Genomic DNA, 14,940 nt, shown 5'->3' with positions numbered 1-14,940 from the left:
TCGGCGGGGCGTCGGCGCGGACATTGCCGGTGCCGATGATGAATATCATCAATGGCGGGGAGCATGCGGACAACCCCATCGATGTGCAGGAATTTATGATCATGCCGGTCGCGGCCGATAGTATTCGCGATGCGGTGCGCATGGGTTCGGAAGTGTTTCAGACACTAAAGAAGGAACTGTCAAAAGCGGGTCACAACACCAACGTCGGCGACGAGGGCGGCTTCGCCCCGAATATCGGCAGCACCCGGGATGCACTTGATTTTATTATGAAATCAATCGAAGCTGCGGGCTATAAACCCGGCGAGGATATCTTCCTCGCACTGGATGCCGCCTCAACTGAGTTTTTTGACGGCGGCAAATATAACCTTAAGGGCGAGAACAAGATCCTCGACCCCGCCGAGATGGTTGACTATTACGCCAAGCTGGTTGCTGATTATCCGATTATCTCGATTGAGGATGGCATGAGCGAGGATGACTGGGATGGCTGGAAGCTGCTCACCGATAAGCTTGGCGGAAAAGTGCAGCTCGTTGGCGATGATTTGTTCGTCACCAATCCCTTGCGCCTCAAGGATGGGATAACCCGGGGGGTCGCCAACTCGATCCTGGTCAAGGTCAACCAGATCGGCAGTCTCACGGAAACATTGGAGGCCGTCGAGATGGCGCACCGGGCCGGTTATACAGCCGTCATGTCTCACCGCTCCGGTGAAACGGAGGATACTACCATCGCTGATCTTGCGGTAGCCACCAACTGCGGCCAGATCAAGACCGGTAGCCTCAGCCGCTCTGACCGGTTGGCGAAATACAATCAGTTGATCCGGATCGAGGAAGAACTCGGCGACGCGGCGGAATATGCGGGCCGAAGTGTGGTGAAAGGATGAATTTTTTCGATTTATCCCATTTTTTATGCGTCAGGCAGCCGTGAATGGCCTTATTCGTTGAAAAGCGCGCATTTATGACAATTTTCCGATATTTCGGTTGACCTTGACCCTGCTATTTGATTCACTCAAAAAATGAAACTCAGTCTAGAAATTCGCAAACGAGCGAAAGCAAGCGCAGGGCCGATCCTCGGGATCCTTGCCGTGGCGTATTTCAGCTATCATCTGGTTGAGGGCGATCGCGGCCTGTTTGCCTATCTCAAGCTTCAGCATGAAATAGACAAGGCCGATGCCATATATCAGGTGACGGAAATCGAGAAGCAGGCGCTTGAAAAACGGGTCTCACTGCTCCGGCCGGAGAATCTCGATCTGGATATGTTGGAAGAACGGGCGCGGGATGTCCTCGGTATTGCCCATCCTGACGAAATCGTCATCTACCGACATAAGACGCAATAACGAACCCCCGGGGTTTTTTCGGTCGTTCTACGGTCATTTACTTTGTCATTATTATAAAAAGATATCTTATTTTGGTAGCTTGTTTCGGCAAGCCGACTTTCGAATTTCGGCGGTCCAATTTGGTGCATTGCAGCAATAATTAACTGAAATAACTGTAATTTAGGTAATTTATTAAATTTCTTGTTTGTTAAGACTTAATCCGCCACACTTCTGGCGAATTGCTGGAGCTCAGAAATATTTTTAGGGAAAATTCTGAGCCGTTCTTAAACGGGAGAAAACATGGCACGCCAGAGTTCCAAAACGTCAAAACCCTCGACAGTAGCGGCAAAAAAGACTGCATCGTCCGATCGCAAGACCGCCACGAAAACCTCAGTTGAAGCCGTCCAGAAATACTACCGGGATATGCTGTTGATCCGCCGCTTCGAAGAGAAGGCAGGACAGATTTATGGAATGGGTCTTATTGGCGGTTTCTGTCATCTGTATATCGGTCAGGAAGCAGTAGTTGTTGGCATGCAGTCGACCATCGGCAGTGACGATGCTGTGATTACCTCCTATCGTGACCATGGACATATGCTCGCCTGCGGGATGGATCCAAAGGGAGTGATGGCCGAACTTACCGGACGCGAAGGCGGCTATTCCAAGGGCAAGGGCGGCTCCATGCATATGTTTAGCAAGGAGGCGAACTTCTATGGAGGGCACGGGATTGTCGGCGCCTGCGTCCCGCTCGGCACCGGTCTCGCCTTTAGCCAGAAATATCAGAAAAGCGGAAATATTACGCTCTGCTATATGGGCGACGGCACGATCAACCAGGGGCAGGTCCATGAAAGCTTCAACATGGCGGAGCTTTGGGGGTTGCCAGTGGTCTATGTGATTGAAAATAATGAATATGCCATGGGAACGTCAGTCAAGCGCTCGACATCGCAAACCCAGCTTTATAAGCGCGGGGAGAGCTTCAACATTCCCGGCGAACAGGTTGATGGCATGGATGTTTTTGCCGTCGCCGAGGCCGGTCGCAAGGCGGTCGAATGGGCTCGGACGGGGAAGGGGCCTTATATTCTTGAAATGAAGACCTACCGGTACCGCGGACATTCGATGTCGGACCCGGCGAAATACCGGTCGAAGGAGGAGGTCAATAAAAAGCGTGCCGACAGCGACCCGATCGAGCATGTGCGCGAGAAGCTTCTGAACGACAAGACCTATACCGAGGAAGAGTTGAAAGAGATCGACCGGGAAGTAAAGGCCATTGTTGCCGATGCCGTTGAATTCGCCCAGAACAGTCCGGAGCCGCAGCCGGAAGAACTCTATACCGACATCGTGGCGTAAAGCCCGCGACATAGCGATAAGGACTTTCTAGATGCCAACAGAAATATTGATGCCCGCGCTCTCGCCGACGATGACGGAAGGCAAACTCACCCGCTGGATGGTGAAGGAGGGCGATACCGTAACCTCGGGTGACGTGCTCGCGGAGATAGAAACCGACAAGGCAACCATGGAAGTGGAGGCCGTTGATGAGGGGAAAATTGGCAAGATCCTGATTGCCGGTGACACCGACAATGTTGCCGTCAACACGCCGATTGCCCTGCTGTTAGAGGAAGGCGAGGACGAGAGCGACCTCAAGGACTTCTCCGTCTCGAAACCCTCTACGCCCGCGTCCGCGGACGATGATAAGGATGAAAAGGCGGAGGCACCGGCCTCCTCCAGCGAGACTTCCGCGCCGCCGCAACGGGTAACGACAAGTGAGCCGTCAGGCGGCTATGATGCCAGCGGCGAAATCCCGGAGGGCACAAAAATGGTCAAAATGACGGTGCGTGAAGCGCTCCGCGATGCCATGGCCGAAGAAATGCGCGCCGATGACCGCGTGTTCGTCATGGGCGAGGAAGTGGCCGAATACCAGGGCGCCTACAAGGTGACACAAGGATTGCTCGATGAGTTTGGCGCCCGCCGCGTGATTGACACCCCGATTACCGAACAGGGCTTTGCCGGAGTTGGCGTCGGGGCGGCCTTTCATGGTTTGCGCCCGATTGTCGAGTTCATGACCTTTAACTTCGCTATGCAGGCCATTGATCAGATTGTCAATTCAGCAGCAAAAACCCGCTATATGTCCGGCGGGCAGATGGCAAGCCCGATCGTGTTTCGTGGGCCTAACGGCGCCGCCTCCCGCGTTGCTGCCCAGCATTCGCAATGCTATGCCTCCTGGTACTCCCATGTGCCGGGCCTGATCGTGATCGCGCCGCATACGGCCGCCGATGCCAAGGGGCTGCTGAAGGCCGCCATTCGCAATCCCAATCCGGTGGTGTTCCTCGAAAATGAAATCCTTTATGGGGAAAGCTTCGAGGTGCCGGTGCTGGATGATTTTGTCCTTCCCATCGGCAAGGCGAAGATCGAGCGGGCGGGGGATGATGTGACGATTGTCTCGTTCGGTATGGGCATGCGCTATTCGCTTGCCGCCGCGGCCACGCTCGCCGAGGAAGGAATAAATGCCGAGGTGATTGATCTTCGCACACTCCGTCCTTTGGATATGGAGACAGTGCTGGCCTCCGTGCGCAAGACCAACCGCTGCGTCACTGTGGAGGAGGGCTGGCCACAAAGCGGAGTCGGCGCGGAAATCTCCGCCCAGATCATGGACCAGGCGTTCGACTATCTCGATGCGCCGGTCTTGCGGGTGTCCGGCAAGGATGTGCCGATGCCCTATGCTGCTAATCTTGAGAAGCTGGCGCTTCCACATGCCGAAGATGTGGTTACGGCGGCCAAATCTGTCTGTTATCGCGACTAAAAGGGGGCTTAAATGCCAATTACCATTACCATGCCAGCCCTCTCGCCTACAATGACCGAAGGGACATTGGCCAACTGGCAGGCGAAGGAAGGCGATACCATTTCCTCGGGCGATGTCCTTGCGGAAATCGAGACGGACAAGGCGACCATGGAGGTCGAGGCGGTCGACGAGGGGACGCTTGCAAAAATCCTGGTTGCGGGCGGCACCGAGAATGTCGCCGTCAACACGCCGATCGCGATAATGCTGGAAGAAGGCGAGGATGCCTCGGCGCTTGACGGCTATGACGCGGGCGGCGGGTCTTCTGCCCCGGCACCGGCGAAAGACAAGGAAGCGGACACTAAGGAAAAGGTCGACGACGCGCCCGCTCAAAAAGAGACGCCCGATCAAAAACCGGCACCCGCGGAAAAGAAGGCAGCCGAGAGCGCGCCATCTGAACCGGCGGGCCCGGCACCGACGACAAAAGAGGGCGAGCGTATCTTCTCCAGCCCACTCGCCCGGCGGATTGCCGCCAATGAAGGGCTTGAGCTGAAATCAATCAGTGGCACCGGTCCCCATGGGCGTATCATCAAGGCGGATGTCGAAAAGGCGCTTGTCGCAGGCGGTGCCGCGTCCGCCGCGCCAGCCGAGCCGAAAGCTGCCGCCGCCGCCTCAGGCAGTGTGATGCCGCAGGCCGTGACGCCGCCGCCCGCTGGCGATCATGTGGAAATCCCGCTCACTAGCATGCGCAAGACCATCGCCCGCCGCCTCACGGAGGCCAAGCAGACAATTCCGCATTTCTATCTGACCATTGAGTGCGATATTGACAACCTGATGACGCTGCGCAAGGACCTGAACAGCCGCTCCGATGACTATAAGATATCGGTTAATGATTTCGTCATTCGAGCATCGGCACTGGCCCTGAAAAAACTGCCAGAGGCCAATGCCTGCTGGGGCGGCGACAAGATCCTGCAGTACAAGGACTTTGATATCGCCGTTGCCGTGGCGATTGGGGGCGGCCTGATCACCCCGGTGCTGCGCAACGCCGATCAAAAGGGCCTTGCCAGTCTCTCGAACGAGATGAAGGAACTTGCCGGTCGCGCGAAAGAGGGCAAACTGAAGCCCGAGGAATATCAGGGCGGTTGCTTCTCCATCTCCAATCTCGGCATGTACGGGATCAAGGAATTTTCCGCCGTGATCAATCCGCCGCAATCGGCCATTCTCGCCATTGGGACTGGGGAGCAACGGGCGGTTGTCCGGGGCGGGGCAATCGCCATGGCGACCATGATGAGCGTCACGCTATCCTGTGACCATCGCGTGATCGACGGCGCCCTCGGCGCGGAATTGCTGAAACATTTCAAAGGCTATATCGAAGAACCTTTGACCATGATGCTGTGAGGAACGGGATATGAGCGAAACAAGTTTCGATGTTGTTATCGTCGGCTCCGGTCCGGGCGGATATGTCGCCGCCATCCGCGCTGCCCAGCTTGGCCTGAAAACGGCGGTGGTGGAGCGCGAACATCTCGGCGGCATATGCCTCAACTGGGGCTGCATTCCGACAAAGGCGCTGCTGCGGACGGCGGACATCTATAACCTGATCAAGCATGCGGATGAATTCGGGATCAAGGTTGAGGGCGCGTCAGTTGACCTCAAGAAAACCGTCGACCGGTCGCGCAAAGTGGCGGGGCAACTCTCGGGCGGCGTCAAGCATCTGCTGAAGAAAAACAAGGTCACGGTGATCGACGGCCATGGCAAGCTGAAAGGCGCGGGCAAGCTTGAGGTGACCAAGGACGACAAGGTTGTCACCACGCTGACGGCCAAGCATATTATCCTCGCAACCGGCGCACGGGCACGGACCCTGCCGGGTATGGAGCCTGATGGCAAGTTGATCTGGACCTACAAGGAGGCCCTCGTTCCCGACGTGATGCCCAAGAAGCTGCTGGTTATCGGCTCCGGCGCTATCGGTATTGAATTCGCGAGCTTTTTTTGCACGCTGGGATCCGACGTGACGGTTGTCGAGGTGCTGGACCGGATTTTACCTGTCGAGGATGAGGAGATTTCAGCGATGGCCGAGAAGGCCTTCAAGAAACAGGGCATGACCATCCACAAGGGCACAACCGTCACCGACCTGAAAAAGTCGGGAAATTCCGTGACCGCCACCTTTAAGGACAAGAAGGACAAGACATCCACCGGCACCTTCGATCGGGTGATCCTTGCAGTCGGGATCGTCGGCAATGTTGAAAACCTTGGCCTTGACGGGACCAAGATCAAGGTCGATCGCAGTCATATCGAGGTTGACGAATTTTCACGCACGGCGGAGCCCGGGGTCTACGCCATCGGTGACCTGACCGGGCCGCCCTGGCTTGCCCATAAGGCCTCCCATGAGGGGGTGATCTGTGTTGAGAAGATCGCCGGGGAAAAAGATGTTCGTCCGCTGGTAACCACGAATATTCCGGGCTGCACCTACTGCCATCCGCAGGTGGCCTCCGTCGGGATGACCGAGGCGGCGGCGAAGGAAAAGGGCTATGACATCAAGGTCGGGCGTTTTCCCTTTATCGGCAATGGCAAGGCGATTGCGCTGGGAGAGCCGGAAGGCATGATCAAGACGATTTTCGATGCCAAAACTGGCGAAATGCTGGGCGCGCATATGATCGGAGCCGAGGTAACCGAGCTTATTCAGGGCTACGGGATCGCCAAGACGCTGGAAACGACCGAGATAGACTTGATGCATGCGGTCTTCCCGCATCCAACGATATCGGAAGCAATGCATGAATCGGTCCTTGACGCTTATGGCAAGGTGATCCACATCTAGGATATAACCGGTTCCGGCAGGAACCAATAGTATGATAAGGTAGGGTTCATGAACGAATCTACATCCATCCGCCGCGTCCGACACCCGGAAAAAGCGAAGCGACCGGACAACCCGATCCAGCGCAAGCCCGCCTGGATACGCGTAAAAGCGCCGGTCTCAAAAGAATATAACGAGACGCGGGAACTGATGCGCGGTCTCAACTTGACCACGGTCTGTGAAGAGGCGGCCTGTCCCAACATCGGCGAATGCTGGGCCAAGAAGCATGCGACCATGATGATCATGGGCGAGATATGTACCCGCGCCTGCGCCTTTTGCAATGTCTCAACAGGCAAGCCAAACGCGCTTGATCCATTTGAGCCAGTCAATGTCGCCACTGCTGTCAAGACGCTCGGGCTTTCCCATGTAGTGATCACATCGGTGGATCGCGACGATTTGAAGGACGGCGGCGCGCAGCATTTTGCCGATGTCATCACAGCAATCCGCGAGGCAACGCCGACGACGACCATCGAAATCCTGACTCCGGATTTTCTGAAAAAACCCGGCGCGTTGGAAATTGTCGTGGCAGCAAAACCGGATGTCTTCAACCATAACCTGGAAACGGTGCCGAAACTCTATCCAACCGTGCGGCCGGGCGCCCGCTATTACCATTCGCTCCGCCTGCTCGAACGGGTGAAGGAACTGGACCCTTCCATGTTCACCAAATCCGGCCTGATGGTGGGTCTCGGTGAGGAACGGGACGAAGTCTTGCAGGTGATGGACGATATGCGGGTCGCTGATATAGATTTCATCACGGTTGGTCAGTATCTGCAACCGACCGTAAAGCATCATGCCCTTCACCGCTTTGTCACCCCGGATGAATTCGCCATTATCGAACGGCAGGCCTATGCCAAGGGCTTTCTGATGGTATCGGCATCGCCTCTCACGCGGTCAAGCCACCACGCGGGCGAGGATTTCGCAAAACTGAAGGCGGCGAGGGAGCGGGCCCGCGCATAGCGGGGCCATCACCTTGTACGGATTAGAGTAGAGTATGCCAACACACGCCGAACAGCGAATTCTTCCCTATACACCCAAGCAGATGTATGATCTGGTGGCGGCAATTGACCAGTATGATGAATTCCTGCCCTGGTGCGTCGGCGCGCGCATCAATGAACGCAAGGATAATGTGGTATTTGCGGATCTCGTGATCGGCTTCAAGCTGTTCCGCGAGAAATTTACCTCCCGCGTTACCCTGGATGAGCCGAACCTCGTCATTGACGTTGAATATATGGATGGCCCTTTTCGCTATCTCAACAACCACTGGAAATTCATCGATCATCCCGACGGCTGCAAGGTCGACTTTTTCGTCGATTTCGAGTTCCGCTCCATGATTTTGCAAAAAACCATCGGCCTGTTGTTCAACGAAGCAGTGACAAGAATGATTTCCGCCTTTGAGAACCGTGCAAAAAAGCTTTACGGGCCGTCGGTGCAAAAACCGGGATAACCCCTTAACCGTCGAGCGCGGCCGAGAGCATTTCAAGCGCCGTCTTCACGGTTTCAATCCGCACCTGTGAGCGGCCCGGGTCGCCATAGTCCATTTTCCTATGCTCGACGATGCCGGACTTAGTGGCGACGGCAAGATGCACCCGGCCGACCGGTTTGCCCGGTGATCCGCCGCCCGGTCCGGCAATGCCGGTGACGGCGACGACGATATCAACCGAGGCGGCGGCAAGCGCGCCGGTCGCCATTTCCCGCGCGACTTCCTCTGATACCGCGCCGAATTTGCGCAAAACATCCTTGTTGACGCCGATTGTCCGGTTTTTCGCGACGTTGCTGTAAGTTATAAACCCGCCATCGAACACGTCGGAGGAGCCGGCAATGTCGGTCAGAGACCCGCCAATCAGGCCACCGGTACAGGATTCGGCCGTCGCCAGTTTCCAGCCTTTCGCACGGCATTTTTCAAGTACCCCGATTGCCAGTTTTTCTATATCATCCCTAAAAATGCCCATAATATCCCCATTTCAGAATTGCGAGAACGAAGGCGGCGAAAAGTCCGGCCACCACGTCATCAATCATGACGCCAAAGGCGCCTTTCACTTTTCGGTCCAGCCAGCGGATCGGCCAGGGTTTCCAGATATCGAACAACCGAAACAGGCCAAACGCCAGCGCGATTAACAGCAGGTTGTTCTCCGCCGCATGTAGTGCCAGCCACAGCCCCGCGACCTCGTCGATGACGATTTCGCCAGGATCGGATTTTCCGGTGCGGTTCAGGTAAATCGCCGAGCTCCACCAACCGGTGAAGAAGATGAACACAGCGGCAAGCCCGAGGATTGGCGCACCGAAAAAATACAGAATGGCAACACCGACGGGCAGGGCGGCGAGGGAGCCAAAGGTGCCGGGCGCCTTGGGCGCAAGCCCGCTCCAGAACCAGGTCGACCAGATAAAGGCCGGATGAGTGCGGGAAAAGGGGAGGGCCGTCATTCGGGGAGCCTTATGGTTGCGATGGCCTGTGCGGCGATACCTTCACCGCGGCCAGTGAAACCGAGTTTCTCTGTGGTTGTGCCCTTGACGCTGACGCGGGCTTCGGATATCCCTAGAATTTCAGCAATCCGGGCAATCATCGCCTGCCGATACGGGGAGATTTTCGGCGCTTCACAGATGATGGTGAGATCGATATTGCTGATGACTCCGTTCGCCGCCGCGATCAGGGACGCGGAATGCTTAAGAAATATCTCAGAGGCGACACCCTTCCAGCGGCTATCCGAGGGCGGAAAATGTGTACCAATATCACCTGCGCCCAGCGCGCCCAGCAGTGCATCGGTGAGCGCGTGCAGGGCAACATCCGCATCGGAATGACCTTTAAGACCCTTGTTATGCGGTATTTTTATGCCGGCCAGCCATAACTCTCGGCCCGCCTCAAATGCATGAACATCAACGCCCTGACCGCTCCGGACATCGGTAAGTGCGCCAACGATCCGGCGGCGCGCCTTGTCGATATCCGCGGCCGTCGTGATCTTAAAATTCTCAACGTCCCCCGCGACCATGGCAACGGTGAGGCCGGCCATCTCCGCAAGCGCGATATCGTCTGTCGCGCCGCTCCCGGCGAAGGCGCGATGAGCGGCAAGTATGGGGGCAAAGGCAAAGCATTGCGGGGTCTGTGCCGCGACGACCGTATCACGGTCAATGCCGCCGGTAATCACATTGCCCTCGCATATTTTTAGGGTATCCGTTGATCGAACGGCGGGCAGAACCGCCTCGGCCCGGTGCAGGGCCTCCAGGCAGTCCGTTATCAGCGCCTGCGTGACGAAGGGGCGGGCGGCATCGTGAATGAGCACGAAATTGGGCGGAGTTTCCGTCAAGCTTTCCAGGCCATTGGCAACGGAGGCCTGCCGTTCCGCGCCGCCGGCAACCCATGGCCGCACAGCCAGCTCCCCAAGTGCCTTCTGATATCGTTCCTCGTCCTCCGCATTGATGACAACACACACCTCGTCAATTCCGGGGTGACGCGCGAACGCCTCAACCGAGCGGCGAAGAACGGTTTTCCCGGCAATCTCGATATATTGCTTGGGAAGGTCCAGTCCGGTGCGCTGCCCGCGACCGGCGGCAACAATGAGGGCGATGACTTTCATGGGGTGACAATAAGGGCGGAACCCTCAGTGTTCAATAAATTTGACGTGCTGTGAATGAATAGGTTGCTATGCCGATGAGGCACCGTTATATTGCCTAAATTATAGTCATAATATATATTGCATAAAAAATGATCATTGAACTCGGTTCCGTAAAAATAGACACCCCTGTTTTTCTTGCCCCCATGGCCGGAATAACCGATCTGCCATTTCGCCGTTTGGTGACGCGCTTCGGCGCCGGGCTTGTGTTCACCGAAATGGTGGCGAGCAAGGCGATGGTCGCCGAGACCCGCCGGTCGCTCCGCATGGTGAAATCAGCCAACGACGATCAGCCGATGGCGGTCCAGCTTGCCGGCTGTGATCCGGCGATTATGGCCGAGGCGGCGAAACTGAACGAGGATATGGGCGCCCGAATTATCGATATAAATATGGGCTGCCCGGTGAAAAAGGTGACGTCGGGCATGGCCGGATCGTCGCTGATGCGGGATCTTGCCCATGCGGGGGACATCCTCCGGGCAACGGTGGCCGCGGTGAATATTCCGGTTACGCTTAAAATGCGCACCGGCTGGGATGATGACACACGCAACGCGCCGGAGCTTGCCAAAATTGCCGAGGAGGCGGGGATCCGGATGCTGACGGTGCATGGCCGGACCCGCTGCCAGTTTTTCCGTGGGACCGCGGATTGGCGCTATATCGGCGAGGTCAAGCGGGCGGTGAATATCCCCGTTGTTGCCAATGGCGATATTTTGAGCTGCGAGGACGCAGCGGCGGCGTTGACCCAATCCGGCGCTGACGGGGTCATGATCGGACGCGGAAGTTACGGCCGGCCCTGGTTTGTTGCTCAGGTCGCGGCCTTTCTGTCATCGGGACAGCGTCTCGCCGATCCGGATTTTATGGCGCAAAGAGACGTGCTGCTGGAACATTACGACGCTTTGATTGCGCTTTACGGCGAGGATGTCGGGGTGCGGGTGTCCCGCAAACATCTCGGTTGGTACGCTGAACGATTGGCGGGCGGGGAGCAGTTCCGTCAAAAGGTCGTGCGCATGACTGACTGGCGCGCTGTACGCGATGAAATCCATCACTTTTATGACGCGTTGCCGCAAAAGGAATATGCATAAGATGCCCTTGCCCAATCCTTTCAGCGTCACGCGGCGGAAAAAACCCGAAATCGACGCCTTGTCGGTGTTGAACGCCATCCCGGATCCGATTATCGTGATCGATGACGAAGGTTATATCTGCATGGCCAATCCGGCGGGAGAGGCCTTTTTCGGCTCATCCGCCAATATTCTCAAAAACACTTTGCTCGATGAGTTGATACCATTCGACAGCCCACTTCTTGCGCTGATAGAGCAGGTCCGCCATAGCAGTGACTGTGTCTCCGAATATAGTGTTGACCTCGGCACGCCGAAAATCGGTGTCAAGAATGTTAATCTTCAGGTCTCAGCGCTGTACGGCACCGGCAATGTTGTTGTCCAGATCGAGGAGCGAACCATTGCCCTCAAGATGGACCGGCAATTGACCCATCGCGGCGCGGCGCGGTCGGTGACAGCCATGGCCATCATGCTGGCGCATGAAGTGAAGAATCCGCTGTCGGGGATACGGGGCTCGGCCCAGTTGCTGGAGATGAATGCCTCTGACGCGGACCGGGCGCTGACCCGCCTGATTTGTGATGAGACGGACCGGATCTGCGCCCTTGTCGACCGGATGGAGGCCTTTTCTGATGACCGGCCGATTGATCGCGATGCGGTGAATATTCACGAGGTACTAGAGCATGTACGGCGCGTGGCAGAGGCCGGGTTTGGCCGTAACATCGTGTTCCGAGAACATTATGATCCTTCGCTTCCCTTTGTTTACGGCAACCGCGACCAATTGGTGCAGGTGCTGCTTAATCTCGTGAAAAACGCCTCGGAGTCGGTACCGGAATCCCATGGAGAGATTACGCTGACAACGGCCTATCGCCACGGCATCCGTCTCGCGGTGCCGGGCAGCGCCGAAAAAGTGCAATTGCCGCTGGAAGTAGGAATTCGCGATAATGGTCCCGGAATTCCGGCGGAAATCCTGCCTCATGTCTTCGATCCGTTCGTGACCACAAAACAGGGCGGCAGCGGTCTCGGGCTTGCATTGGTCGCCAAAATCGTCGGCGATCATGGCGGTATAATTGAATATGATACCTCAAGTTTGGGCGGTAACTTTTTGATTAGACTGCCGGTTTATAATTTTTCAAAAATGGATGAATAAGGAATGGCCGGAACAATTCTCGTCGCGGACGATGACCAGAGCATCAGAACGGTTCTTGATCAGGCGTTATCCCGGGCAAATTACATCGTTCGCTCCACGGGGAACGCCGCAACCCTATATAACTGGGTTCTGGAGGGGGCGGGCGATATCATCCTGACTGACGTCATCATGCCCGATGAAAGCGGTCTCGATTTGCTGCCGCGCATCAAAAAAATTCGCCCTGACCTACCGGTCATCGTCATGAGTGCGCAAAACACGCTGCTGACAGCGATTAAAGCGACCGAGCGCGGGGCCTATGACTACTTGCCCAAGCCGTTCGACCTGAAAGAAATGCTGAATGTGGTCGAGCGGGCGCTTTCGAAACCGAAAAAATCTTCCCGCCATCACAGTGCGGTTGAGGAAGAGCAGACGAAAACACCGCTGATCGGGCGGTCTCCGGCGATGCAGGATATTTACCGAGTTCTCGCCCGGCTGATGGGAACGGACCTGACGGTCCTGATCTCAGGCGAAAGCGGGACGGGCAAGGAACTGGTGGCGCGGGCGTTGCATGAATATGGTAAGCGTAAAAACGGGCCGTTCGTGGCAATTAACATGGCGGCCATCCCGAAGGAATTGATTGAATCCGAGCTGTTCGGCCATGAAAAGGGCGCCTTTACCGGTGCCGATGCCCGGGCGATTGGCCGGTTCGAGCAGGCACAGGGCGGTACGCTGTTTCTCGATGAAATCGGCGATATGCCGATTGAGGCACAGACCCGGCTGCTTCGGGTTCTGCAGCAAGGAGAATACACGACGGTTGGTGGCCGGACAGCGATCCGGACTGATGTCCGCATCATTGCAGCTACTAATCGAGATTTACGCCAGTTCGTTCGTCAAGGCCTGTTCCGGGAGGATCTTTACTACCGTCTGAACGTTGTCCCGCTCCGCTTGCCGCCGCTTCGCGAACGCTCAGAGGATATTCCGGACCTCGTCCGACATTTTCTCGACCAGACACAAGAGGAGGGGTTGCCGGTCAAAAGCATAGGTCGGGACGCTCTCGATGCGCTTAAAAAGCATAAATGGCCAGGGAATGTGCGCGAGTTGGAAAACCTGGTTCGGCGGCTCGCAGCTCTCTATTCAGACGATGTAATTAACATCTCGGTTATCGAGCAGGAACTGGCGCCGCAGGAGGCCGATGGTATCGGCGAGAGCTATAACGAGGATGAAAATCTCGGTACAGCGGTAGAGCGTCATGTTGCGAAGTATTTTGCCGCACATCCGGGCAGTCTGCCGCCGTCGGGTTTATATGAACGGGTTCTACGTGAAATCGAGCGACCGCTGATCTCCCTGTCCCTGGAGGCCACTAACGGAAACCAGATCAAGGCGGCCGATCTTCTGGGGGTCAACCGGAACACCTTGCGTAAAAAGATACGGGAGTTGGATATACAGGTTGTGCGCGGCCTCAAGTGATGCTTAAATGCCACAATGTGGTATCTTGAGCCTACGGGCCAGTTTTATCGACGTAGTGCGGCTTTCTGCAGTCTTCGGATAATATATCCGAGGGGGTGTCGTGGCTGAATCGCAACAAGCTAAGCGAAAATCCGGCTTTCCGGTCGGTCGCTGGGCGAAAAAGATCGGGCTTGGACCGAAAACCTCGTTCACGGTCGCAATGCTGGCGATTGCCAGCGGGATTGCCACCTACGAATCCCTGACCATTGATAATCCGGCCTATACGCGGATTTTGTTAATCATCGACGTTTCTATTGTCATCATCCTGACGTCCATTATCACCCATCGGCTGATCCGGACCTGGCGCAAAGGGACGGTTGGCGGCACCGGGAGCATGATGCATCGGCGGATTGTCCGGCTGTTCTCGCTGATTGCAGTTGCCCCAGCGCTTATGGTTGCGTTGTTCTCGGCGCTTTTTTTTAATATCTATTTCCAGAAGCATTTTTCCGAGCCGGTCAATATGGCCGTCTCTGAATCGATCGTTGTTGCCGACGCCTACATGAAGGAGCATATCCAGAATATCCGCTCCGATGTACTGGCAATGGCAGCCCAGATTAACCGCGCGCCGCCGCAAATTCTGGAAAACCGCAGCCGCTTTGATGCCTATCTCAGTGACCAGGCGATCGCCCGCAACCTGAGTGAGGCGGTGGTTGTCGATGGGTCGCAGAAAATCATCGCGCAGTCGGATTTAAGCTTTGCGCTTGAATTCGATAAGTTATCGCC

At 56.3% G+C, this 14,940-nt stretch carries 14 protein-coding genes and 1 pseudogene; 12 read left to right on the top strand and 3 right to left on the bottom strand.

Annotation, left to right across the window (positions count from 1 at the left end; all coding sequences use genetic code 11):
- The 8 genes from eno to ACESNI_RS05850 all read left to right on the top strand — a co-directional run.
- Window positions 1-878: phosphopyruvate hydratase (gene eno, locus ACESNI_RS05885; RefSeq protein ID WP_373085585.1), on the top strand; the 878-nt coding region annotated here is incomplete at its 5' end.
- Window positions 879-1,010: 132 nt separating this feature from the next.
- A complete protein-coding gene (locus tag ACESNI_RS05880; protein WP_373085584.1) occupies window positions 1,011-1,331 on the top strand; it encodes a septum formation initiator family protein in 321 nt (106 codons plus the stop codon).
- 279 nt (window positions 1,332-1,610) lie between these two features.
- On the top strand, window positions 1,611-2,654 hold the full coding sequence (pdhA, locus tag ACESNI_RS05875) for a pyruvate dehydrogenase (acetyl-transferring) E1 component subunit alpha (RefSeq protein ID WP_373085583.1): 1,044 nt from the start codon (window positions 1,611-1,613) through the stop codon (window positions 2,652-2,654).
- A 31-nt stretch (window positions 2,655-2,685) separates the two neighbouring features.
- Window positions 2,686-4,104, top strand: a complete 1,419-nt coding sequence (locus ACESNI_RS05870; RefSeq protein WP_373085582.1) for a pyruvate dehydrogenase complex E1 component subunit beta — start codon at window positions 2,686-2,688, stop codon at window positions 4,102-4,104.
- 12 nt (window positions 4,105-4,116) lie between these two features.
- The gene (locus tag ACESNI_RS05865) at window positions 4,117-5,478 is read left to right on the top strand and encodes a pyruvate dehydrogenase complex dihydrolipoamide acetyltransferase (protein WP_373085581.1); all 1,362 of its coding nucleotides are present in this window, start codon (window positions 4,117-4,119) and stop codon (window positions 5,476-5,478) included.
- A gap of 10 nt (window positions 5,479-5,488) precedes the next feature.
- A complete protein-coding gene (gene lpdA / locus ACESNI_RS05860) occupies window positions 5,489-6,892 on the top strand; it encodes a dihydrolipoyl dehydrogenase (RefSeq protein WP_373085580.1) in 1,404 nt (467 codons plus the stop codon).
- Between the two features lie 48 nt (window positions 6,893-6,940).
- On the top strand, window positions 6,941-7,885 hold the full coding sequence (gene lipA, locus ACESNI_RS05855) for a lipoyl synthase (RefSeq protein ID WP_373085579.1): 945 nt from the start codon (window positions 6,941-6,943) through the stop codon (window positions 7,883-7,885).
- A 34-nt stretch (window positions 7,886-7,919) separates the two neighbouring features.
- Entirely contained in the window at window positions 7,920-8,372 is a 453-nt protein-coding gene (locus tag ACESNI_RS05850) for a type II toxin-antitoxin system RatA family toxin (RefSeq protein ID WP_373085578.1), read from the top strand.
- A gap of 4 nt (window positions 8,373-8,376) precedes the next feature.
- On the opposite strand, the gene ACESNI_RS05845 is transcribed toward ACESNI_RS05850, so the two are convergent.
- The 3 genes from ACESNI_RS05845 to ACESNI_RS05835 are packed head-to-tail and all read right to left on the bottom strand — an operon-like array spanning window position 8,377 to window position 10,497.
- Window positions 8,377-8,877: a CinA family protein gene (locus tag ACESNI_RS05845; protein ID WP_373085577.1), complete on the bottom strand. Its 501-nt coding sequence runs from the start codon at window positions 8,875-8,877 to the stop codon at window positions 8,377-8,379.
- Complete coding sequence (locus tag ACESNI_RS05840; RefSeq protein ID WP_373085576.1) at window positions 8,864-9,349, bottom strand: phosphatidylglycerophosphatase A; 486 nt, start codon at window positions 9,347-9,349, stop codon at window positions 8,864-8,866. Before ACESNI_RS05840 ends, ACESNI_RS05845 begins: the two co-directional genes overlap by 14 nt.
- Complete coding sequence (locus tag ACESNI_RS05835; protein ID WP_373085575.1) at window positions 9,346-10,497, bottom strand: bifunctional 2-C-methyl-D-erythritol 4-phosphate cytidylyltransferase/2-C-methyl-D-erythritol 2,4-cyclodiphosphate synthase; 1,152 nt, start codon at window positions 10,495-10,497, stop codon at window positions 9,346-9,348. The genes ACESNI_RS05840 and ACESNI_RS05835 overlap by 4 nt, the downstream gene beginning before the upstream one ends.
- Window positions 10,498-10,625: 128 nt before the next feature.
- Here ACESNI_RS05835 and dusB point away from each other — a divergent pair, with 128 nt between their 5' ends.
- The 4 genes and pseudogenes from dusB to ACESNI_RS05815 form a co-directional block, all read left to right on the top strand.
- Window positions 10,626-11,612: a tRNA dihydrouridine synthase DusB gene (gene dusB, locus ACESNI_RS05830; protein WP_373085574.1), complete on the top strand. Its 987-nt coding sequence runs from the start codon at window positions 10,626-10,628 to the stop codon at window positions 11,610-11,612.
- A 1-nt stretch (window position 11,613) separates the two neighbouring features.
- The gene (locus ACESNI_RS05825) at window positions 11,614-12,732 is read left to right on the top strand and encodes a nitrogen regulation protein NR(II) (protein WP_373085573.1); all 1,119 of its coding nucleotides are present in this window, start codon (window positions 11,614-11,616) and stop codon (window positions 12,730-12,732) included.
- A 3-nt stretch (window positions 12,733-12,735) separates the two neighbouring features.
- Window positions 12,736-14,178: a nitrogen regulation protein NR(I) gene (gene ntrC / locus ACESNI_RS05820; RefSeq protein WP_373085572.1), complete on the top strand. Its 1,443-nt coding sequence runs from the start codon at window positions 12,736-12,738 to the stop codon at window positions 14,176-14,178.
- 100 nt (window positions 14,179-14,278) lie between these two features.
- Window positions 14,279-14,940 (top strand): annotated as a pseudogene (locus ACESNI_RS05815) (two-component sensor histidine kinase); the annotation flags it as partial.

It is taken from the genome of Sneathiella sp. (assembly GCF_041689005.1).
GTDB lineage: Bacteria > Pseudomonadota > Alphaproteobacteria > Sneathiellales > Sneathiellaceae > Sneathiella.
This window is presented reverse-complemented; position numbering and strand designations above follow the sequence as displayed.

Bases quoted from the DNA above. Each gene is read 5' to 3' on its own strand.
- ACESNI_RS05880 (WP_373085584.1), top strand. From the start codon at position 1,011: ATGAAACTCAGTCTAGAAATTCGCAAACGAGCGAAAGCAAGCGCAGGG.
- pdhA (WP_373085583.1), top strand. From the start codon at position 1,611: ATGGCACGCCAGAGTTCCAAAACGTCAAAACCCTCGACAGTAGCGGCA.
- ACESNI_RS05870 (WP_373085582.1), top strand. From the start codon at position 2,686: ATGCCAACAGAAATATTGATGCCCGCGCTCTCGCCGACGATGACGGAA.
- ACESNI_RS05865 (WP_373085581.1), top strand. From the start codon at position 4,117: ATGCCAATTACCATTACCATGCCAGCCCTCTCGCCTACAATGACCGAA.
- lpdA (WP_373085580.1), top strand. From the start codon at position 5,489: ATGAGCGAAACAAGTTTCGATGTTGTTATCGTCGGCTCCGGTCCGGGC.
- lipA (WP_373085579.1), top strand. From the start codon at position 6,941: ATGAACGAATCTACATCCATCCGCCGCGTCCGACACCCGGAAAAAGCG.
- ACESNI_RS05850 (WP_373085578.1), top strand. From the start codon at position 7,920: ATGCCAACACACGCCGAACAGCGAATTCTTCCCTATACACCCAAGCAG.
- ACESNI_RS05845 (WP_373085577.1), bottom strand. From the start codon at position 8,877: ATGGGCATTTTTAGGGATGATATAGAAAAACTGGCAATCGGGGTACTT.
- ACESNI_RS05840 (WP_373085576.1), bottom strand. From the start codon at position 9,349: ATGACGGCCCTCCCCTTTTCCCGCACTCATCCGGCCTTTATCTGGTCG.
- ACESNI_RS05835 (WP_373085575.1), bottom strand. From the start codon at position 10,497: ATGAAAGTCATCGCCCTCATTGTTGCCGCCGGTCGCGGGCAGCGCACC.
- dusB (WP_373085574.1), top strand. From the start codon at position 10,626: ATGATCATTGAACTCGGTTCCGTAAAAATAGACACCCCTGTTTTTCTT.
- ACESNI_RS05825 (WP_373085573.1), top strand. From the start codon at position 11,614: ATGCCCTTGCCCAATCCTTTCAGCGTCACGCGGCGGAAAAAACCCGAA.
- ntrC (WP_373085572.1), top strand. From the start codon at position 12,736: ATGGCCGGAACAATTCTCGTCGCGGACGATGACCAGAGCATCAGAACG.